Here is a 20,542-nt window from a genome sequence, read left to right on the forward strand (position 1 = left end):
AGAGAAGAGTTTGTGACCAGTTCGCCTGCCACCGTCGTCGACGACTCGATGCCCGCGCACACCGGGCCGTTCCGGGTGGGTGACCGCGTCCAGCTCACCGACCCCAAGGGGCGGATGCACACGATCGTGCTCGAGCCGGGCAAGTCGTTCCACACGCACCGTGGTGCCCTCGACCACGACGCGATCATCGGCCTGCCTGAAGGCAGCGTCCTGAGCTCGGCCGGCGGCACCCAATATCTGGCGCTGCGGCCGCTGCTCAGCGACTACGTGCTGAGCATGCCGCGCGGCGCCCAGGTGATCTACCCGAAGGACTCGGCGCAGATCGTCGCGATGGGCGACATCTTCCCGGGTGCGAAGGTTCTGGAGGCCGGAGCCGGCTCCGGCGCGCTGAGCTGCTCGCTGCTGCGGGCGGTGGGCAGCGCCGGCGAATTGCACTCGTTCGAGTTGCGCGACGACTTCGCGGCGATCGCCCGCAAGAACGTGGAGGCGTTCTTCGGCGGCCCGCACCCGGCGTGGCACCTGCACAACGGCGACGTCGCGGACAACGCCGAGACCGGCTTCGACCGGATCATCCTGGACATGCTGACCCCGTGGGAAGCGCTCGACATGGTCGAGCGGTCGCTGGTGCCCGGCGGCGTCTTCATCGGCTACGTGGCCACCACCCCGCAGCTGTCCGAGCTGGTCGAGGCGCTGCGCGAGCGCGGCGGCTGGACCGAGCCGCGGGCCTGGGAGTCCCTGGTCCGGGACTGGCACGCCGAGGGCCTGGCGGTGCGCCCCGACCACCGGATGGTCGCGCACACCGCGTTCCTGGTGTCGGCGCGCAAGCTCGCGCCGGGCGTGACGGCCCCGCCGCGACGGCGCAAACCGAGCAAGGGCGCCGAAGCGTACGCACTTCGCCGCGCGGCACAGGCGGCCCTGGCCGCCGCCGCAGCGAACGAGGCGGAGGCCGCCGACCTGGATCGATGACGGTCCTCGCACAAGCGATGTGACTCGGGCCGCTGGATTCGGGTAGCTTCCAAGGCGGCCTGAAACCACGGGAGGCCGCGCTACCGGGGGAGGATGGGGTGGGAGCGATGAGTTCTCCGCCGTTCGGCGGCAGTAACGAGATGCCGGCGGTCTTCCCGGACTGGTCTCCTTACCAGGATCTCGATTCGGCGGCCCGGGCCTACCTGCGCGACCCCGAGGTGGCGCTGGACGCCCTCTTCGGCGTCCTGCGCGGCGCCTCGGTGCTGTGTTTCACCCTTGAGCGCTTCGTCAACGAGGTCAACGGTGTCTGGCAGGAGGTCGTCATCTGTGACGGCAGCCGCCTCGTGCTGTGGCACGGTGAGGATGTGGCGCCCGGGGACGGCCCGGTCGGCTCGATGACCTCGTCGTTGCGGGTGGTGCCGCTGTCGACGGTGACCGAGGTGGGCTGCCGGCGGCGGCTCACCCGCACCTCGACCGGGCAGGCCCGGGTCGACAGTATCGACGTCTACCTGCTGCTCAGCTCGATCGACGACGCCGTCCCGCCGCCCGGCATGGACGAGGGCGAGGGCCGGAGCGCGCTGCGGCACGACGCGCTGCGCTTCGGCAAGACCCTGGACGACGGCGGTCCGGGGCAGATCGCCCGTCTTGAGGAGTTCTCCCGAGTTGTTGCCTCGTTGGTGGGCCGACCCACCCTGTGAGGCTCGTTTCGGGCATGTGACATTTTCCGCGAATCCGCGTCGCCCGGCAAAGGTTTTCGCGCGCCGGATGCGTACTTCGGGAAGGTTGTCAGCCGGCGTCGGGGCCGGCGACCTCGACGTCGTCGGCGGACCGCACCACGTGGATGCAGTCGCCGGGGCACTCCTTGGCCGAGTCGATCACTTCGAGGCGTAGACGAGCCGGCACGCCGACCCGTGCGCCAGGGGATTGTCGCAGCTCACCGGCCGGATCCTTGACGTAAGCAAGGCCGTCGATGTCGAACTCGAAGACCTCCGGTGCGTACTGCACGCAGAGCCCGTCCCCGGTGCACAGATCCTGATCCACCCAGACCTGCAACTCGTCCGTCACGGTCTCCGCCGACAACACGTACCTCCTGAAAATGGCCCCGGCCGACGGTACCGGATCCCTCCGACAACCAACTGGCCACTACTGACCGAATGGATCAAGACTCGGTGACGAGGGTGTTGCATGGGTCGAAATCCCGGCCACAGCAGCTAGTGTTATCGCAAGACGTTCGAGCCCCCGGGGAGGTGGGACGTGGCACGTAGCGACGAGGCGGATTCACGCGCCGCACGTTGGGAGAAAGAGGCCAACGATCTCTCCAGCCAGGTCGCGTTCCTGCAGGAGGAACTCGCCCTTGTTCGGCGAAAGTTGACCGAAAGCCCACGACACGTCCGGCAGCTCGAGGAACGGCTCGCGGCAACGCAGGCGCAGCTGGCCCGACTGACCGAGAACAACGACCGGCTCGTGGCGACCCTCAAGGAAGCCCGGGCCCAGATCGTCACTCTCAAGGAAGAGATTGACCGGCTCGCCCAGCCGCCCAGCGGCTACGGCGTTTTCCTGGCAGCACATGAGGACGGCACGGTCGACGTGTTCACCGGCGGCCGCAAGCTGCGGGTGGCGGTCTCACCGTCGCTCGAGGTCGAGGAGCTCCAGCGCGGGCAGGAAGTCCTGCTCAACGACGCGCTGAATGTCGTCGACGCGTTCGGGTTCGAGCGCAGTGGCGAGGTTGTCCTGCTCAAGGAGGTCCTGTCCGGGCCGAACGGGGAGCGTGGCGACCGGGCCCTCGTGGTCTCGCACGCCGACGAGGAGCGCATCGTGTTCCTCGCCGACTCGCTCGACATCGCGAAGCTGCGTGCGGGCGACTCGCTCATGATCGAGCCCCGCTCGGCGTATGCGTACGAGCGGATCCCGAAGAGCGAGGTCGAGGAGCTCGTCCTGGAGGAGGTGCCCGACGTCGACTACACCGACATCGGTGGCCTGCACTCCCAGATCGAGCAGATCCGCGACGCGGTCGAGCTGCCGTTCCTGCATGCCGACCTGTTCCGGGAGCACCAGCTGCGCCCGCCGAAGGGCATCCTGCTCTACGGCCCGCCCGGCTGCGGCAAGACCCTGATCGCGAAGGCGGTGGCCAACTCGCTGGCCAAGAAGATCGCCGAGCGGCGTGGCGAGGAGAAGCACACCAGCTACTTCCTCAACATCAAGGGCCCGGAGCTTCTGAACAAATACGTGGGTGAGACCGAGCGGCACATCCGCCTGGTCTTCCAGCGGGCTCGGGAGAAGGCCGGCGAGGGCACCCCGGTGATCGTGTTCTTCGACGAGATGGACTCGATCTTCCGGACCCGCGGCTCGGGTGTCTCCAGCGACGTGGAAAACACGATCGTGCCTCAGCTCCTCAGCGAGATCGACGGCGTCGAGGGCCTGGAGAACGTGATCGTGATCGGCGCGTCCAACCGGGAAGACATGATCGACCCGGCGATCCTGCGGCCCGGCCGTCTCGACGTGAAGATCAAGATCGAGCGTCCGGACGCCGAGGCGGCGAAGGACATCTTCGCCAAGTACATCCTGGCCGGCCTGCCGCTCTCGACCGACGATCTGATCGAGCACGGCAACGACCGCGACGTCACGGTGGCCGCGATGATCGAGGCCGTTGTCCTGCGGATGTACACGGAAAGCGAGGAGAACCGCTTCCTGGAGGTCACCTACGCGAACGGTGACAAGGAAGTCCTGTACTTCAAGGACTTCAACTCCGGCGCGATGATCCAGAACATCGTGGACCGCGGCAAGAAGATGGCGATCAAGGAGTTCCTCACCTCCGGGAAGAAGGGGCTGCGCCTGCAGCACCTGCTCGATTCCTGCGTCGACGAGTTCCGGGAGAACGAGGACCTGCCCAACACGACCAACCCGGACGACTGGGCCCGCATCTCCGGCAAGAAGGGCGAGCGGATCGTCTACATCCGCACGCTCGTCTCCGGTGGCAAGGGCGCCGAGGCCGGCCGCTCGATCGAGACGGCCAGCAACACCGGTCAGTACCTGTAGCGACACCGGTAGCGACAAGAGGCCGCGGGCGGAGGGGATCACCCTTCCGCCCGCGGTTTCGTTGCACCGGGCATGACCGCCCCCATTCCGGTACGCCTCGGCTGGCTGGACGCGCTCCGCGGCTACGCCGCCCTGACCGTCGTCTGCTTCCACCTGAGCCCGCTCGTGCTCGGCAGCGAGCGGCACCTCGCGGTCATGCGCCACATCGACCTCGGGAAGTACGGCGTGCTGCTGTTCTTCCTGGTCTCCGGCTACGTCATCCCGATGTCGCTGGAGAAGCACGGCAGCCTGCGCCGCTTCTGGATCGGCCGGCTCTGCCGGATCTACCCGGCCTACCTCTTCGCGATCGCCCTCGTCGCGGTCCTCTGCGCGGCCGGCTGGATGACCTGGCCGGCCTCGCTGCGCCAGGAGACGGTCACCGGCGTCCTCGCGCACGCCACGATGATGCCGGACCTGCTCGGCCAGCGCGGCGCCGTCCGGGTCTTCTGGACCCTCTCCTACGAGATGACGTTCTACCTGGTCGTCTCCGGGCTCTTCGCCTGGAAGTTGCACCGGCACAGCGCCTGGTGGGCGTCCGGGTTGGCAGTTCTGGCCTTCCTGGGGCCGCCCGACAACCTCTTCGGGGCCGACCCGGGGCAGCGGCGGACCACGGCGGCGGTCCTGGTCGTCGTGATCGGGCTCAGCGTCCTCGCGTACGTCAAGGATCGGTTTGTTCTTCTGGCCGGGACCGCCGGCATCGCGTTGCTGCTGCTGCCCGCGCTCAACGGCCACGACACGAAGAACAGCACGGTCGTCGCCTCCTGGCAGGGGCTGCTGCTGCTCGCGGTGATGTTCGCCGGCACCGTGGTCTACCGGTGGCAGCACGGGCAGCTCGGCCGCCGGCCGGCGGCCATCGCGCTGACGACGGTCACGCTGAGCGTCGTCGGTGCGCATTGGACACATCTGGGTACGACCGCGGCGCTGCGCGTCTGGGCGGCCAACGTCGGCGCCGTCGCGGTCACCTTCGCCCTCGCGTTCGCCATGCGAAACCGGCCGGTTCCGGCATTACTGACGTGGCTCGGCCGGATCAGCTACTCGCTGTACCTGCTGCACGCCGTACTGCTGTTCCAGGTCGTCCGGATCGTCCCGGATATCGGGAAGAGCGCCGGTGTGATCAGGGTCGCGGTCGGGCTCGCGTACGTGATCGTCGCTCTTGGGGTCGCCTGGGTCGCGTACCGCATGGTGGAAATCCCGGGCCAGCGGCTCGGCCGGAAGCTGACCGCCCGGCTCGACCCGCGCCCGATTCCGGCCAGTTCGATCGCCACCCAGCGTGCCGCCACCGCGACGGGGCAGGGGGAGAACGAGCGACAGAGCGTCTAGGCTCGATACATGAGCAGCAGCGGCGTTGTCTGGGCGGGCGGAGTGGTCGCATGAGTGTTCGGCGAATTATGGGCACCGAGGTCGAGTACGGCATTTCGGTCCCGGGGCAGCCCGGCGCCAATCCGATGGTGACCTCCTCGCAGGTGGTCAACGCTTACGGCGCCCGTCCCGAGCTCAATCGCGGGGGGCGCGCACGCTGGGATTACGAGGAGGAGTCGCCGCTTCGCGACGCTCGCGGATTCACCTACTCGGGCGCCGCCTACGACCCGGCCGACGCGCTCGCCGACGAGGACCTGGGCCTGGCCAACGTCATACTGACCAACGGCGCCCGGCTGTATGTGGATCACGCGCACCCGGAGTACAGCACGCCCGAGTGCACCAACCCGCTCGACGTCGTCAAGTGGGACAAGGCCGGCGAACGGGTCATGGCCGAGGCTGCCCGCCGGGCCGCGACGATCCCGGGCACCCACCGGATCCAGCTCTACAAGAACAACACCGACAACAAGGGCGCATCGTACGGGTCGCACGAGAACTACCAGATGCGCCGGCAGACCCCGTTCGCCGACATCGTCGCCCACCTCACGCCGTTCTTCGTGACCCGGCAGGTGTTCACCGGGGTCGGCCGGGTCGGCATCGGACAGGACGGCTCGGGGGCGGGCTTCCAGCTGTCGTCGCGCGCCGACTTCTTCGAGGTCGAGGTCGGCCTGGAGACGACGCTGAAGCGGCCGATCATCAACACCCGCGACGAGCCGCACGCGGACGCCGACAAGTACCGCCGGCTGCACGTCATCATCGGCGACGCCAACCTCTCCGAGATCGCCAGCTACCTCAAGATGGGCACCACCTCGCTGGTCCTCGCCATGATCGAGGAGAAGGTGTTCAGCGGTGACCTGGGCATCGCCGACCCGGTCAGCGAGCTCAAGTCGGTCAGCCACGACCCGACCCTCACGCACCTGATCCGGCTCCGCGACGGCCGCCGGCTCACCGCCCTCGACCTGCAGTGGGCCTACTACGAGCGGGCCCGCGCGTTCGTCGACGAGCGGCAGGGCGACGACGCCGACGAGCAGACGGCGGACGTGCTGGACCGCTGGGAGGACGTGCTCGACAAGCTCGGCCGCGACCCGATGATCCTCTCCGACAGCCTCGACTGGGTGGCCAAGCTGCGGCTGCTCGAGGGCTACCGGGAGCGGGAAAACCTGACCTGGTCGTCGCCGAAGCTGCAGCTGGTCGACCTGCAGTACGCCGACGTCCGCCCGGAGAAGGGCCTCTACCACCGCCTGGTGGCCCGTGGCTCGATGAAGACGCTGCTCGAGGACGCCGACACCCAGGCGGCGATGTACGAGCCGCCGGTGGACACCAGGGCCTACTTCCGCGGTCGCTGCCTGGCGCAGTACGCGTCCGAAGTGGTCGCGGCCAGCTGGGACTCGGTGATCTTCGATGTGGGCCGGGAGTCGCTCGTCCGGGTGCCGATGATGGAACCCGAGCGGGGCACGAAGAAGCACGTCGGTGCGCTCTTCGACAAGTGTGAGAGCGCGAAGGACCTGCTCGAGGTCATTACTTCGCGCTGAGAAACGACCCGACCGGCGCGGCGTTTTGTCACAGGCGCGCGGTAGGTTTGCGATACCCGATGTTGTGCGACTTCGGGTGGCGGAGAAGGGGGACATCCCATGGCAACCAGAGACACCGGTGGTCAGTCGCAGTCCGGCAAGAGCCGCAGCGGCGAGGAGGTCGAGGACGTCACCGTCGAGGCCAACCCGGAGGTAGCCGAGCGGCACGCCGAGATCACCGAGGACGTCGACGACCTCCTTGACGAGATCGACTCGGTCCTGGAGGAGAACGCGGAGGAGTTCGTCCGCGGTTACGTCCAGAAGGGCGGGGAGTAGAACCTTTTGTCCGGTCGGTAAGGGCCGGGCAACGGTTTCGCTTTCAGCCGAATTCGAGAGCATCGGCAGCGTCCGGGCGGCCCGTAAACGGGTCGTCCGGGCAATGCCTGGCGAAGCGTGGTCGCATTCGCCTGAGATGGGGCAAGCTGAGGCCCCGGGAGACCTTCAACACGTCGATCTTCTTCATCGCACCGGCCGCGTGCGCGGGATATTGTGCTTCAACTGCGACGGCGTCCTGTCGGGAATGCCGGAGCCGGTGCGATCACGTATCTGAAAGGAACCACGTGGCAAAGGACTTTGATCCATCCGGTCGGCTGCCGGATGTCTTCACCAATGCGGGGACGTCCTCCTTCACGCAGTTCCTGACCTATGCGGCCCCCGAGATGTTGCCCGGGCGTCGGCCGCTGCCGCCGGGCCTCGCGGGTGACCTGGCGCCGCACGGCACGACGATCGTGGCGATCGCGACCGCCGAGGGCGTGGTGATGGCGGGCGACCGCCGGGCCACCATGGGCAACCTCATCGCGAGCCGGGACATCGAGAAGGTGCACCCCGCCGATTCGTACTCGCTGATCGGCATCGCCGGCACGGCCGGCATCGGCATCGAGCTGATGCGGCTGTTCCAGGTCGAGCTGGAGCACTACGAGAAGATCGAGGGCATCATGCTGTCCCTCGACGGCAAGGCGAACCGCCTGGCCGGGATGGTGCGCGGCAACCTCGGCGCGGCCATGCAGGGCCTCGCGGTGGTGCCGCTGTTCGCCGGCTACGACCTGTCGCCGACCGACCCGTCCAAGGCCGGGCGGATCTTCAGCTTCGACGTGGCCGGCGGCCTCTACGAGGAGACCGGGTACGACTCGATCGGCTCCGGCTCGCTGTTCGCCAAGTCGGCGCTGAAGAAGAAGTACCGGAAGGGCGTCAGCACCGAGGACGCCGTCCGGCTGGCCGTCGAGGCGCTCTACGACGCCGCCGACGACGACACCGCGACCGGTGGACCGGACGTGACCCGCAAGATCTACCCGGTGGTCATGTCGGCCACCGCGCAGGGCACCCGCCGGCTGACCGAGGAAGAGATCACGGCGGTGGCCGAGCAGGTCGTCGCCGGCCGCATGGAGAACCCGGGCGGCTGAGTCCCCCTTGCACCGAGCTTTCATCTTCAGGGACGAGAGGGAGTAGCCAGCCGTGGCCATGCAGTTCTACGCATCACCCGAGCAGGTCCAGCGCGACCGCTCGGAGTACGCCCGTAAGGGCATCGCCCGCGGCCGTTCCGCCGTGGTGCTGACCTACGAGGGCGGCATCCTGCTGGTCGCCGAGAACATCACCACGCTGCGCAAGATCAGCGAGATCTACGACCGGATCGGCTTCGCCGCGGTGGGCCGGTACAACGAGTTCGAAAACCTGCGCCGGGCCGGCGTGCGGATGGCCGACCTCAACGGGTACAGCTACGACCGCCGCGACGTCACCGGCCGGGGCCTGGCGAACGCGTTCACCCAGACCCTGGGTGCGATCTTCTCGGAGACCCAGAAGCCGTACGAGGTGGAGATCTGCATCGCGCAGGTCGGCGCCTCGCCGGAGGCCGACGAGCTGTACCGGATCACCTACGACGGCTCGGTGATGGACGAGCCCGGCTTCATGGCGATGGGTGGCCAGGCCGAGGCGATCTCCACCGTGCTCCGCGAGGGGCACGACGAAGCGGCCGACCTGCCGACCGCTCTCGCGCTGGCCGCGAAGGCACTGGGCAGCGTCGGCGGGGAGAACGGCCAGACCCGCGAGCTGGAGGCCAAGCAGCTCGAGGTGGCGGTGCTGGACCGGCGGCGCAAGGGCCGCACGTTCCGGCGGATCGCCGGCACCGCGCTGACCACGCTGCTCGGCCACGGTTCCGTCGCCGAGCAGGACCTGGGCGAGACCGACGCGGCCCCGCCGAGCCCGGCCGAGGACAAGCCGACCATCTCGGCGGCGTCGGTCGACCTGGAGGGCGCGACCGACGAGTCGGCCGACGAGGTCAACGGCGACGGTTCCTGACCTTTTCGGCGTTTCCCGACATCAGCGACACAGGGTGCGACTTCGGTCGCGCCCTGTGTCGTAGCCAGCCGTGCCGGACCGCGTGCACCTCGGGCGCCACGCGGCAGCCCTGGGCGATGGCGGTGATGCCGCCGGCGCCGAGGACGAGTGCGGAATCCATGGGTCCATGGGTAGCACGCGGCTATGACAGAAGCGGTCGCCACCAGGTGGGGTTCGCGCGGTACCAGTCGATCGTGGCGGCCAGGCCGGCGGTGAACTCGACGTGCGGGCGCCAGCCCAGCTCGCGGCGGATCTTGTCGTCGTCGAGGGCCCGGCGGTGGTCGGTGGTCCGGCCGTCCGGGACCGTGGCGACGTGCTCCCAGCCGAGGCCGAACTCGGCCAGGATCAGCTCGGTCAGGTCGCGTTCGGCCAGCTCGACGCTGCCGGCGATGTGATAGATCTCGCCCGGCCGGCCCGCCGTCAGCGCCAGCGCGATGCCGTGGCAGTGGTCGTCGACGTGCAGCCAGTCGCGCACCCGGCCGCCGTCGCCGCTCAGTGCGGCCGCGCGCCCGTCCAGCAGGCTCGTGACGAGCCGGGGGACGGTCCGCCCGGGGTGTTGATAGGGGCCGTAGTTGTCGCTGCACCGGGTCACCACGACCGGCAGGCCGTGGGTGCGGTGGTAGGCCAGGGCCATCAGGTCGGCGCCGGCCTTGCCGGCCGCCTCCGGGGTGGTCGGGGCGAGCGGGGCGCGCTCGGCCCAGGCGCCGGTGTCGATCGAGCCGTACACGTCGCCGGTGGAGACGTGCAGGAAGCGGGCCACGTCGTGCCGCCGGGCGGCCTCCAGCAGCACCTGGACCCCGGCCACGTCGGAGGCGGCGCCGGCCGAGGCGAAGTGCACCACGGCGTCGTGGCCGCGCAGGGCGGCCTCCACCACCGGGGCGTCGACGGCGTCGGCCGGCACGAAATCGAGGCGCTTGCTCTCGGCCACCAGGCCGAGGGCGGCGAGGCTTCCGCCGTACGCAAGCTTGTCGAGGACCGTGACCGACGCACCCTCCAGGCCCGGCAACCGGTCCGCCAGGACCGCGCGCACGAAGTGCGATCCGATGAATCCGGCGCCGCCGGTGATCAAGAGGTTCATCGCATCGCCGATTTTAGCTCCGGTGTCGTGGCCGGCACTCGATCCGGTGACCTGGGGGTGGACGCGCAGTGCCGGGGAATGCGCGGCTGGTGACTGCCAATGGATGCCGGATGAGGCTAGTGTTTCGACATGGAACGGCGAATTTTCGGCCTCGAGACCGAGTACGGCGTCACGTGTACTTATCGGGGGCAGCGGCGGCTGTCACCGGACGAGGTGGCCCGCTATTTGTTCCGCCGAGTGGTGTCCTGGGGGCGTAGCAGCAACGTCTTCCTTCGCAACGGTGCACGTCTCTACCTGGATGTCGGTTCCCACCCTGAATACGCAACACCCGAGTGCGATTCGGTCACCGATCTGGTCGCGCACGACCGGGCCGGCGAGCGGATCCTGGAGGGTCTGCTGGTCGATGCGGAGAAGCGGCTGCACGACGAGGGGATCGCGGGCGAGATCTACCTGTTCAAGAACAACACCGACTCGGCCGGCAACTCGTACGGCTGTCACGAGAACTACCTGGTCTCGCGCCACGGCGAGTTCGGGCGGCTCGCCGATGTGCTCATCCCGTTCCTGGTCACCCGGCAATTGATCTGCGGGGCCGGCAAGGTCCTGCAGACGCCGCGCGGCGCGGTCTTCTGCCTCTCGCAGCGCGCCGAGCACATCTGGGAGGGCGTCTCCAGCGCCACCACCCGGTCCCGGCCGATCATCAACACCCGCGACGAGCCGCACGCGGACGCCGAGCGCTACCGCCGGCTGCACGTGATCGTCGGCGACTCCAACATGAACGAGGTCACCACCCTGCTCAAGGTGGGCAGCGCCGACATCGTGCTGCGGATGATCGAGGCGGGCGTGGTGATGCGCGACCTCACCCTGGAGAACCCGATACGGGCCATCCGCGAGGTTAGCCACGACATCACCGGCCGCCGCAAGATCCGCCTGGCCAACAACAAAGAGGTCAGCGCGCTGGACATCCAGCGGGAGTATCTGGCGAAGGCGACCGAGTTCGTCGAGCGGCGCGGCGGCGACCAGACCGCCAAGCGGGTCGTCGAGCTGTGGGGCCGGGTGCTCGACGCGATCGAGAGTGAAAACCTCGACCCGGTCTCCCGCGAGATCGACTGGGTCTCGAAGTACAAACTGATCGAGCGTTACCAGGCCAAGCACGAGATCCCGATGTCGCACCCGCGGATCGCCCAGCTCGACCTCGCCTACCACGACGTGCGCCGGGGCCGGGGCCTCTACGCGCTGATGGAGAAGCGCAAGCAGGTCGACCGGATCGCCAACGACCTGGACATCTTCGCCGCCAAGGAGACGCCGCCGCAGACCACCCGGGCCCGGCTGCGCGGCGAGTTCATCAAGCACGCGCAGGAGAAGCGCCGCGACTTCACCGTCGACTGGGTGCATCTCAAGCTGAACGACCAGGCGCAGCGCACGGTGCTGTGCAAGGACCCGTTCCGGGCGTACGACGAGCGCGTGGAGCGGTTGATCGCCAGCATGTGACGTGGGTTTAGGCTGGTCGGGTCATGACGAACGACCAGCCCGAACGCACCTCGGACGACGTCCTGTGGGGCCGCCTGCAGCGGCGCCGCGAGCGTATCCGCGCCGAGGTCCGGCGTAACCGGGCCGGCGGTCACCGCGTCCCCACCTGGCTGATGGCGGCCGTGCTCGGGGTGGTCCTGTTCGGCTGGCTCTACTTGATCGTCTCGTCCTGATCCGCTGAGCGGCCGAAGGTGCGTGGCAGGCCGTCCAGGGAAACGAGTTCGATCGGCTCGACGTACTGGACGTGGATCTTCCGGGCGATCTCCTGGGCCAGGCGCCACAGGATCATGTCGTAGACCTCGTCCTGGCGGGACAGCAGGAGACCGAGGAGCCCGTTCTCCCGGTAGAGATGGTCGAACTCCGGCGGCACCAGCTCGGGCAGGAACAGCGGGACCGCGGCGATCTCGTCCGGCGGCGCTTCGGGCAGCGGCGCCCAGATCACCGGCAGGATGCCGCTGCCGGCGGTCTCGCCCTCGCGCACCCGCACCGGCCGCTGCTCGAAGGCCTTCCACTCCATCGCGGTCCAGCCACCGCGGACGTACGGCGGTGCGAGCAGCGGGACGAACACCTGGCAGGTGGTCGCGGCCCGGCGGATGCCCTGCTCCCAATGCTCCCCGCCGACCAGGTTCAGATCCATGAAACCGGGGACCGTGCCGGGCTCGATGCCGACCAGCTCGGCGACGTTCTCGGACAGGTCGTCGAAGAGCCGGACGACGTGCCGGTTGGCGTCGGCCGGGGTCACCGGGCGCCGGCCCTGCTGGGTGCGGGCGTAGCTCAGGAAGAACAGCGGTCCGCTGCCACCCAGGTAGGAGCCGGCGGTGACCGGGCCGGGGAAGTACGGCGTACGGTCCCGGACCTCGTCGGCCACCTGGGGTCCGAGGTCCAGCGGGACCGGATGGATCGTGACGATCACCATGCCGTTCGCGTAGCTGACCGTGGGCTCCGGGGCGCCGAGCCGGCGGCACTCCTGCAGCGCCCGCGGAATGCCGCTGCCCTCGCCCTCCACCACCCGGATCCAGGTCAGGATGCCGGCCAGCCGGAAGTTGCGTTTCTTGGACTCGGCGGCCAGGTCGCCGAGCGGCCGGCGCTCGCCCGGCGGCAGCTCGGCACCGACCCAGTGCCCGGGGCTGACCACCTCGATCCGGTCGGCGTAGAAGCGCACGTGCACGCAGCTGTCGTCGAGCTCGTAGTCGCGGTGCACGAGCGCGTTGGCGATCACCTCGCGCACGGTGATCATCGGGAACTCGTAGAACGGCTGCGCGGCGGCGGAGTCCTCGGTCGGGCGGTCGCCGCGCCGGGCCAGCGCGGCCACGAAGTCGCGGGCCTGCATGATCTGCTCGGGCACCGAGCCGTCCAGCGGCGGCTGGTCCTCGGCGATGCCGTCCTTGGCGACGCCCCGGATCTGCCGGCACTGCACGATGGCGCTGACGAAGACCGCGGTCGGGGCGGCGCCGAACAGCAGCACCCCGGCCCGGGTGAGCCGTCCGTCGCGCAGCAGATGCGCGCGGGCGAGGAAGTCGGCGTCGGTCAGCTCGGCCGGGTACTTCGCGACGATGTCCGGCCGCAGGTCGGCCCGGAAGCGGGCGACCCGGTCGGGGTCGACGGTGGTCAGGGCGGTCGTCTCGTCGAGGAACGGCACCCGCTCGGCCGGGCCGGCCGGGGCGGCGACCCGCAGCGGCACGGCACGGCGGGCGATCGGGACCCGCCCGATGCCCTCGAACCGCTGGTACGGGTCCATCTGCCCGGCGGCGGCGTGCCCCTTGAGGTAGTTGAACAGATCGGCCAGGTCGATCTGGCCGTCCTCGTTGCTGCTCTGCGCGCCGTGGACGAGCCCGTCCACCAGGGCCCGGGTGAACGGGCTGGGCCGCCCGTTCGCGTGCGCGTCCGGCGCCTGCTGGGTGGCCGTGGTGGCGCCGATCAGGTAGCTGCCGCGGCCGAAGCCGGGCCGGTGCGGCACCTCGCCCTTCCACGCGCCGGCCTGGCAGGAGTCGAGCACGACGACCTTGGCCGAGGCGGGGGAGTCCCGGATCATCTCGCTGATCGAGTCGTTCGAGACCGCGGTGCCCGGAAACCGTCGCGGGTCGGTGTTGGTGCCGCAGAGGTAGAGCTTCTCGTTGCCGCCGACGCTGTGCCCGCTGAAGTAGAGCAGCAGCACGTCGTCGGCCGCGCTGTCGAGGAAGAACAGGCTGGTGTAATCGCGGATCTGATCGGTCGTCAGATCGAAGTGGGTGGCGACGTTGGCGTCGTCGAAGAGCCCCGACTGGTGGTGCGTGAGAGCATCCCCGAGCAGCGGGCCGTCGCCGCGCGGCCCTTTGAGGGCGGGCAATGACTGTCCGTCTTCGCGGTGGTAGGTGAAGTTGCAGATCAGGAGAGCTCGATACACTCGACCGCCTCTCGGTCCAGCTGGAGGATACGGTGTCGCGAATGGACGTATCAATCGCTCTCGCGGTGCTCGACCTGCCTACCGACCACTCCGCGGTGCGCTCGGCCGGGGCCGAGTTCGACCAGTTCGCCCGGGACATTCCCGAGCTGGCCGGGCTGCTCCGGCGGGACGGTGCCGCGGCCCCCGGCGTCAAGGGCCCGTGGAGCGATCTGCTGGTGTCGCTGACCGGGCCGGCGGCGGTGGCCGGCTTCGTGCGGCTCGCCAACCTCTGGCTCCACCGGGACAAACGCCGGTCGCTGACGCTGACCGACGAGACGGTGGTGGACGGCAAGGTGCAGACCCGCACGGTCACCCTGTCCGGCGAGAACCTCTCCGAGGAGACCGTGCGCCAGGCGGTCGAGCAGTTCCGCGAAGACCAGGAGTAGGGCCGGTCAGGAGCCGAGCAGCGACGCCGCGTGGCGTCCGGCGGCGGCCGCGGTCAGGAAGTAGGCGTGGTCCTGGTCGAGGCCACGGCCCATCGTCGAGAGACCGACCGGTGAGGCGCGCAGGGCCTCGTCGAGACCCTCGCTCCGGACGCGGACCAGGTGGTGCCGCTCGGCCAGCGGCGCGAGCGCCGCGTCGACCGTCGCGGCCAGGGTGGGCTCGAGGCCGTCCGGCACCGGCAGGTCGGCGCTGGTCAGAGCCACTTTTCCGTACGCCGTGAGCGAGTGGTGCGATACCCCGCGATGCCGGGGGCGCCCGTCGCCGTCGGACACCCGCAACGAGCCGACCGGCCGGCCGCCGAGGACGGCGATCGCGTTGACCGCCTCGCCGAGGGCCACCCCGGAGAAGCCCCACGGCGTGCCGGTGCCCAGGTTGCCGGGGCCCTGCGCGACCACCGTGACGTCGGCGCCGAGGACGTGCCGGGCGGCCAGCAACCCGGTGTGCACGGTGCTCGCCTCCAGGTCGCCGCCGAACGCCTGACCGGTGGTGACCGTGCCGGCCAGATGATCACGCAGGCCGTCCAGGGTGCGCGAGAACCACGCGGGAAGCGCGCCGCCGTCGGTCATGACGTACGCAACCCTGGCTCCTGAATTGTCGGCGCGGAGGCCGGCGAGGATGGCCGGAAGCGCGGAGTGCAGGTCGGCGGTGACCACCGGCATGCCGTCGAGGGACTCGGCTCGCTCCATCACCGCGCGATGCGGGGAGGCCTCCTCGTCGACGCCGAGCAGGATCGCCTGCAACGGTGTGTAGCGGGCCTTGACCAGGTGGCCGGCGTCGCGGGTGGTCCCCGCATCGACCGGATCGGGCGGCAGCCGGTCGGGCAGGGCCACGACGAGGGCGTAGCCGCCGGTGCCCAGGCCCATCACGAGCGCACCCACGTTGAGCAGCACCCGGTCGCCGGGCTCGGGCTCGCCGACCAGCCCGGGATAGGCGAGCGCGCGCATCTGCTCGTCGCCGATCTGCACGTCGAGCTCGACCGCACCCCGCCAGCGTCGCCGAATTGCCCGGACTGTCCCGGACCGCCACCGCACCATGACCGGCGAGGTTACTCGACGCCACCGTCGACGTGGTTGCGACCGGCCGTGCCGCGGGTCGGGTCGAGGAACACATAACGGATGCCGGGGTAGCGGGCCCGCAGTCGCCGTTCGGCCTCGTCGGAGGCCTCCTCGATCGCGCCGCCGCGTACGTCGTCGTCGAAGTCGACCTTGGCGGCGACCAGGATGTCGCCCGGGCCGAGCTGCATGGTGAGCAGCGTCGGGACGGCCACGACGATCGGGATGGCGTTGATCTCGGCGGCGATCTCGTTGTGGATACGGCGCGGCACCGAGCGGCCGACCAGCAGCGACGCGTTGCTGCGGGCCAGGATCACGGCCACCAGGAACAGCAGGATGCCGATCGCCACCGAGCCCAGGCCGTCCCAGATCTCGTCGCCGGTGAGCTGGGTGAGCAGCAGGCCCAGCGCGGCGATGACCAGGCCGACCAGGGCGGCCGAGTCCTCGAAGTAGACCGCCTTGACCGTGGTGTCCGGGGTCAGGCGCAGGAACCGGGAGCGGGTCACGCCCCAGCGGCGCGACTCGCCGGCCACCTGGCGCTGCGCGCGCAGGAAGGAGCTGCCCTCGGCGACGAAGGAGATGGCCAGGACGATGTACGACCAGAGGAACTCGCCGCTCTTCTCGTCGGCCAGGATGCTGGTGATGCCGTGGTAGATCGAGAAGCAGGCACCGCCGACGAAGGTGAACAGGGCGGCGATGAACGCCCAGACGAAGCTCTCCTTGCCGTACCCGAACGGGTGTTCCTCGTCGGGCGGCTGCTTCCCCCGCACCAGCGCCACGTAGAGGAAGACCTCGGTGATCGTGTCGGCCGTCGAGTGGGCCGCCTCGGAGAGCATCGCCGACGAACCGGAGAACAGGCCGGCCGCCAGCTTCGCGATGGCGATCGCCAGGTTGGCCATCCCGGCCAGGATCACCGTGCCGATGCTCTCGTTGCCCTCGCCGGCCTCCTCGGCCACCGCCAGTGGCTCGGCCGCGGCCAGACCCACCGGCGCCTCTTCCTCAGATGTCACGAACACCATCCTTCCCCTGGCAGGTTACGAATAACCGCCGGGGCGTCGAGGCTGCTAGCGTTGCCTCTCGTGTCGCGCACCCGCACCGAGCGCCTGGTCAATCTGGTGATCTGCCTCCTGTCGACCCGGAGGTTCCTGACCGCCGCGCAGATCGCCGCGACCGTGCCCGGCTACGAGCACGACCCGTCCGATCCGCGCGATCACGAAGCGTTCCAGCGCAAGTTCGAGCGGGACAAGGCCGAGCTGCGCGACCTCGGGGTGCCCCTGGAGACCGGCACGGCGAGCATCTTCGACCAGGAGCCCGGCTACCGCATCGCGCACCGCGAGTACGCCCTGCCGGACATCATCCTCGAGCCGGACGAGGCCGCCGCCGTCGGCATCGCGGCCCGCCTCTGGCAGCACGCCGGCCTCGCCGCCGCCGCGTCGTCCGGGCTGGCCAAGCTGCGCGCGGCCGGGGTCGAGGTCGACCCGCAGGCCACCCTCGGCGTCGAACCGGTGGTCACCGTCGACCCGGCCTTCGGGCCGCTCACCACCGCCGCCCGCGACCGGCGGGCGGTCACCTTCAGCTACCGGGTGCCGGAGGTCGACGACCCGGCCACCCGCCGTCTCGAACCGTGGGGCGTGGTGTGCTTCCGTGGCCGGTGGTATGTGGTGGGCCACGACCGCGACCGCAACGCCACCCGCTGCTTCCGGCTGTCCCGGATCGTCGGCAACGTGCGGCCGGTCGGCCGGCCCGGCGCCTTCACCCCGCCCGACAAGGTCGATCTGATCAGTCACGTCTCCGGCTGGGACGGCACCATGCCGCACAACGGCCGGGCGTTCGTGGTGGCCCGGCACGGCAAGGCCGCCGGCCTGCGGCGATGGGCGGTGGAGACGCTGCCGGGTCCGGAGGGGGACCGGCTGACCCTTCCGTACGCGGACGCCGAGCGGATGGCCGCCACCATCGCCGGCTACGGCCCGGACGTGCGGGTGGACGGCCCGCCCGAGGTGCGCGAGGCCGTGATCCAGCGCCTCAAGGAGGTCATGACCAGGCATGACGGCGTGGTGGCCGCATGACTGGACCGAAGACTTCCGTCGACCGGCTCGGCCGGCTGTTGAATCTGGTTCCCTACCTTCTCGCGCGGCCGGGGATCCTCGTCTCCGAGGCCGCCGCTGACCAGGGGGTCAGTGAGAAGCAGCTGCGGGAGGACCTCGAGCTGCTGTGGGTCTGCGGCCTTCCCGGGTACGGTCCGGGCGACCTCATCGACATGGCCCTCGACGGGGACCGGGTCACGATCAGCCACGACGCCGGGATCGACCGGCCGTTGCGGCTCACCCAGGACGAGGCGCTCGCCTTGGTCGTGGCGCTGCGGATGCTCGCCGAGACGCCCGGCACCGGCACCCGCGACGTCATCGAGCGGGCCCTCGCCAAGATCGAGAACGCCGCCGGTGACCTGGCCGACGCGCCGGTCGCGGTCAAGCTGCCGGCCAACGCCGAGAAGCTGGACCGGATCCGGGCCGCGGTCGAGGGCGGGCACGCACTGGAGATCACCTATTACACGGCCGCCCGGGACGAGACCACCTCCCGGATCATCGACCCGATGCGGGTGCTGATGGTGGGCGGCCGGGCCTACCTGGAGGCCTGGTGCCGCCGCGCCGAGGCCACCCGGATGTTCCGGGTCGACCGGATCGACGCGTTCGCCGCGCTTCCGGAGCGGTCGTCGCCGCCTCCGTCGGCCCGGCCCCAGGACGTGACCGAGGGCGTCTTCCGGCCGACCCCCGACCTGCCGCTGGTCACCATGCGGGTGGGCCGGCACAGCCGGTGGATCACCGAGTACTACCCGGTCGAGGAGGTGCGACGGGACGGGCCCGGCGAGGAATGGGTGGTCACCATGCGGGTGACCGACCTGGGCTGGGCGCAGCGACTGCTGCTCGGCCTCGGCCCGGACGTGACCGTGGTCGGCCCGCCGGAACTGCTCGACCGGATCCGGGCCCAGGCCGCGGCCGCGCTCGACCAGTACAGCAGCCCCGCCCGGTAAGGTTGCCGCCGTGCTGCTCTGGGTGTGGATCGCCGTTGTCGTCGTCGCTCTGATCATTCTGATCGCCGCGGCCGTGCCGTTGCTCGGCCGGCTGTCCGAGATGAATCGGGCCGCCGGGAAGCTTCAGGCCCGGCAGGCGGCCGCGCTGGCCCTGCAGGCGAAGGTGGAGGCCCTGCAGGAACGCGTCGAAACCATCGCCGCCCAGGCCAACCGGCACTAACCTTTACAGATCTTGTGAACGCTCGGTAGCCTGCGGCGTTCCTTCCCCGTTGTCCAGGACTTCGCGGAACGGAACAAAACCCGGGGGTCCCGGTGGGCTACTTCACCAGAATTGACACGTACGATGGACCCCGCACAACTGATCCGACCGACTGGAGTTCTCCCATGGGTGTCCTCAAGCCATGGCACATCGCCATCTTCGTGGTCGTCCTCGTGCTGCTGTTCGGCGCGAAGCGGCTGCCTGACGCTGCCCGGTCGCTGGGCCGGTCGCTGCGCATCATCAAGGCGGAGACCAAGGGCCTCATCGACGAGAACAGCGATGTAGCGGAGAAGGCCGAGCCGCAGTACAACCGGACGCCGCTGCAGGGTGACGTGCAGCAGCCGAACGGCTACCAGCAGGCCCCGCCGCCCGGCCAGCCGCAGTACCAGCAGCCGCCGCAGCCGGCCGCCCAGCCCTATGTCGACCCGGTGCAGCGCACCAACGACCGCTGACCCCGGGTCATGGCGCTGAGCCTTCGCCGTCAAGGGCAGCCCACTAAGTTCGAGCAGGCCGCCGACGGCTCCATGACGCTGATCGACCACATCCGGGAGCTACGCAACCGGCTCTTCGTGGCGTCGCTCGGTCTGGTCGTCGGCCTGATCGTCGGCTTCATCCTGTCGAACTGGGTGTTCGACCTGCTCAAAGAGCCGTATTGCGCGCTGCCCTCGTCGTGGGCGGTGCGACCCGACGGCACGCAGTACTGCGACTTCGTCGTCCTCGGCGTCGGCGACGGCCTGATGCTGCGCCTCAAGATCGCGCTGTGGGTCGGCATCATCGTCGGCGCGCCGGTCTGGCTCTACCAGCTGTGGGCGTTCATCGCCCCCGGTCTGCACCGGCACGAGCGCAAATGGGCGTACATCTTCGTCGCCATCGCCGCGCCGCTGTTCATGGTCGGTGCCGTCCTCGCCTACCTGGTGGTCGGTCACAGCCTCGCCTTCATCATGCAGGCCGGCGTCCTCGGCGAGTCGACGAAACTCGAGGTGTCGAGCTATATCGGCTTCGTCACCAGCATGCTGCTGTTGTTCGGCGCCGCCTTCGAGTTCCCGCTGATTCTGCTGATGCTCAACTTCACCGGAGTGGTCTCGGCCCGCCGGCTGCTGAGCTGGTGGCGGATCGTGATCTTCCTGTCGTTCGCGTTCGCCGCGATCGCCACGCCCGACCCCGGCCCGTTCGGCATGACGCTCCTCGCCGCCTGCATGTGTCTCCTCTACTTCATCGCGGTCGGCGTCGCGTTCCTCTACGACAAGCGCAAGGGTCGCGGCAAGGAGATCTACGCCGATCTCGACGACGACACGATCTCGCCGCTGACCGACGACCGAGTGCCGGTCGGCGCCGCCGATCCGGTCGAGGCACCCAGCCCGCTGGACGCTCCGGAGCCGGTCAACAAGCCGAAGCCGCTCGAGGGCCGCTTCGACGACATGACGTAGTAACGT

The 20,542-nt window shown here is 69.7% G+C and carries 21 protein-coding genes; 16 read left to right on the forward strand and 5 right to left on the reverse strand.

What is annotated here, in order from left to right:
• Nucleotides 1-48 precede the first annotated feature (48 nt).
• Together Adu01nite_RS09610 and Adu01nite_RS09615 are read left to right on the forward strand one after the other, a co-directional pair.
• Entirely contained in the window at nucleotides 49-966 is a 918-nt protein-coding gene (locus Adu01nite_RS09610; protein ID WP_203726246.1) for a tRNA (adenine-N1)-methyltransferase, read from the forward strand.
• Between the two features lie 107 nt (nucleotides 967-1,073).
• On the forward strand, nucleotides 1,074-1,664 hold the full coding sequence (locus Adu01nite_RS09615; RefSeq protein ID WP_203726219.1) for a hypothetical protein: 591 nt from the start codon (nucleotides 1,074-1,076) through the stop codon (nucleotides 1,662-1,664).
• A gap of 88 nt (nucleotides 1,665-1,752) precedes the next feature.
• Here the strand turns inward: Adu01nite_RS09615 and Adu01nite_RS09620 are convergent, their stop codons facing one another.
• On the reverse strand, nucleotides 1,753-2,046 hold the full coding sequence (locus Adu01nite_RS09620; RefSeq protein ID WP_203726220.1) for a ferredoxin: 294 nt from the start codon (nucleotides 2,044-2,046) through the stop codon (nucleotides 1,753-1,755).
• A 174-nt stretch (nucleotides 2,047-2,220) separates the two neighbouring features.
• Here Adu01nite_RS09620 and arc point away from each other — a divergent pair, with 174 nt between their 5' ends.
• From arc to prcA, 6 genes are all read left to right on the forward strand, one after another.
• Nucleotides 2,221-4,002 (forward strand): proteasome ATPase, encoded by a 1,782-nt coding sequence (arc, locus tag Adu01nite_RS09625; RefSeq protein WP_203726221.1) that lies wholly within the window; start codon nucleotides 2,221-2,223, stop codon nucleotides 4,000-4,002.
• A 72-nt stretch (nucleotides 4,003-4,074) separates the two neighbouring features.
• Complete coding sequence (locus tag Adu01nite_RS09630) at nucleotides 4,075-5,361, forward strand: acyltransferase family protein (protein WP_203726222.1); 1,287 nt, start codon at nucleotides 4,075-4,077, stop codon at nucleotides 5,359-5,361.
• A gap of 50 nt (nucleotides 5,362-5,411) precedes the next feature.
• Nucleotides 5,412-6,929: a depupylase/deamidase Dop gene (dop, locus tag Adu01nite_RS09635; protein ID WP_344520092.1), complete on the forward strand. Its 1,518-nt coding sequence runs from the start codon at nucleotides 5,412-5,414 to the stop codon at nucleotides 6,927-6,929.
• 99 nt (nucleotides 6,930-7,028) lie between these two features.
• Nucleotides 7,029-7,244, forward strand: a complete 216-nt coding sequence (locus Adu01nite_RS09640; protein WP_203726223.1) for a ubiquitin-like protein Pup — start codon at nucleotides 7,029-7,031, stop codon at nucleotides 7,242-7,244.
• Between the two features lie 284 nt (nucleotides 7,245-7,528).
• Nucleotides 7,529-8,368: a proteasome subunit beta gene (gene prcB / locus Adu01nite_RS09645; RefSeq protein WP_203726224.1), complete on the forward strand. Its 840-nt coding sequence runs from the start codon at nucleotides 7,529-7,531 to the stop codon at nucleotides 8,366-8,368.
• Between the two features lie 52 nt (nucleotides 8,369-8,420).
• Nucleotides 8,421-9,260, forward strand: coding sequence for a proteasome subunit alpha (gene prcA, locus Adu01nite_RS09650; RefSeq protein ID WP_203726225.1), 840 nt, complete (start codon nucleotides 8,421-8,423; stop codon nucleotides 9,258-9,260).
• A 181-nt stretch (nucleotides 9,261-9,441) separates the two neighbouring features.
• Here prcA and Adu01nite_RS09655 read toward each other — a convergent pair whose 3' ends face one another.
• A complete protein-coding gene (locus Adu01nite_RS09655; protein WP_203726226.1) occupies nucleotides 9,442-10,377 on the reverse strand; it encodes a dTDP-glucose 4,6-dehydratase in 936 nt (311 codons plus the stop codon).
• Nucleotides 10,378-10,506: 129 nt separating this feature from the next.
• Here Adu01nite_RS09655 and pafA point away from each other — a divergent pair, with 129 nt between their 5' ends.
• Entirely contained in the window at nucleotides 10,507-11,865 is a 1,359-nt protein-coding gene (pafA, locus tag Adu01nite_RS09660; protein ID WP_203726227.1) for a Pup--protein ligase, read from the forward strand.
• Between the two features lie 23 nt (nucleotides 11,866-11,888).
• Nucleotides 11,889-12,077 carry a hypothetical protein gene (locus Adu01nite_RS09665; RefSeq protein ID WP_203726228.1) on the forward strand — a complete coding sequence of 63 codons (189 nt, stop codon included), beginning with the start codon at nucleotides 11,889-11,891 and terminating at the stop codon, nucleotides 12,075-12,077.
• Here Adu01nite_RS09665 and Adu01nite_RS09670 read toward each other — a convergent pair.
• Nucleotides 12,056-14,287: a TIR-like protein FxsC gene (locus Adu01nite_RS09670; protein ID WP_203726229.1), complete on the reverse strand. Its 2,232-nt coding sequence runs from the start codon at nucleotides 14,285-14,287 to the stop codon at nucleotides 12,056-12,058. The two genes, Adu01nite_RS09665 and Adu01nite_RS09670, sit on opposite strands and share 22 nt — an antisense overlap.
• Before the next feature lie 41 nt (nucleotides 14,288-14,328).
• On the opposite strand from Adu01nite_RS09670, the gene Adu01nite_RS09675 reads away from it, so the two are divergent.
• On the forward strand, nucleotides 14,329-14,712 hold the full coding sequence (locus Adu01nite_RS09675; RefSeq protein ID WP_203726230.1) for an effector-associated constant component EACC1: 384 nt from the start codon (nucleotides 14,329-14,331) through the stop codon (nucleotides 14,710-14,712).
• A gap of 6 nt (nucleotides 14,713-14,718) precedes the next feature.
• Here the strand turns inward: Adu01nite_RS09675 and Adu01nite_RS09680 are convergent, their stop codons facing one another.
• Both Adu01nite_RS09680 and Adu01nite_RS09685 read right to left on the reverse strand, forming a co-directional pair.
• Entirely contained in the window at nucleotides 14,719-15,804 is a 1,086-nt protein-coding gene (locus Adu01nite_RS09680; RefSeq protein WP_203726231.1) for a DUF3866 family protein, read from the reverse strand.
• Nucleotides 15,805-15,815: 11 nt separating this feature from the next.
• A complete protein-coding gene (locus tag Adu01nite_RS09685; protein ID WP_203726232.1) occupies nucleotides 15,816-16,841 on the reverse strand; it encodes a cation diffusion facilitator family transporter in 1,026 nt (341 codons plus the stop codon).
• Nucleotides 16,842-16,901: 60 nt separating this feature from the next.
• Here Adu01nite_RS09685 and Adu01nite_RS09690 point away from each other — a divergent pair, with 60 nt between their 5' ends.
• The 5 genes from Adu01nite_RS09690 to tatC all read left to right on the forward strand — a co-directional run bounded on the left by Adu01nite_RS09690 (nucleotide 16,902) and on the right by tatC (nucleotide 20,536).
• Nucleotides 16,902-17,888: a helix-turn-helix transcriptional regulator gene (locus Adu01nite_RS09690; protein ID WP_203726233.1), complete on the forward strand. Its 987-nt coding sequence runs from the start codon at nucleotides 16,902-16,904 to the stop codon at nucleotides 17,886-17,888.
• Nucleotides 17,885-18,850, forward strand: coding sequence for a helix-turn-helix transcriptional regulator (locus Adu01nite_RS09695; protein WP_203726234.1), 966 nt, complete (start codon nucleotides 17,885-17,887; stop codon nucleotides 18,848-18,850). Before Adu01nite_RS09690 ends, Adu01nite_RS09695 begins: the two co-directional genes overlap by 4 nt.
• Before the next feature lie 10 nt (nucleotides 18,851-18,860).
• Nucleotides 18,861-19,070, forward strand: coding sequence for a hypothetical protein (locus tag Adu01nite_RS09700; RefSeq protein WP_203726235.1), 210 nt, complete (start codon nucleotides 18,861-18,863; stop codon nucleotides 19,068-19,070).
• 164 nt (nucleotides 19,071-19,234) lie between these two features.
• Nucleotides 19,235-19,561: a Sec-independent protein translocase subunit TatA gene (gene tatA, locus Adu01nite_RS09705; protein WP_203726236.1), complete on the forward strand. Its 327-nt coding sequence runs from the start codon at nucleotides 19,235-19,237 to the stop codon at nucleotides 19,559-19,561.
• A 9-nt stretch (nucleotides 19,562-19,570) separates the two neighbouring features.
• Nucleotides 19,571-20,536 carry a twin-arginine translocase subunit TatC gene (tatC, locus tag Adu01nite_RS09710; protein ID WP_203726237.1) on the forward strand — a complete coding sequence of 322 codons (966 nt, stop codon included), beginning with the start codon at nucleotides 19,571-19,573 and terminating at the stop codon, nucleotides 20,534-20,536.
• Nucleotides 20,537-20,542 lie beyond the last annotated feature (6 nt).

The organism is Paractinoplanes durhamensis, assembly GCF_016862175.1.
Taxonomy (GTDB): domain Bacteria; phylum Actinomycetota; class Actinomycetes; order Mycobacteriales; family Micromonosporaceae; genus Actinoplanes; species Actinoplanes durhamensis.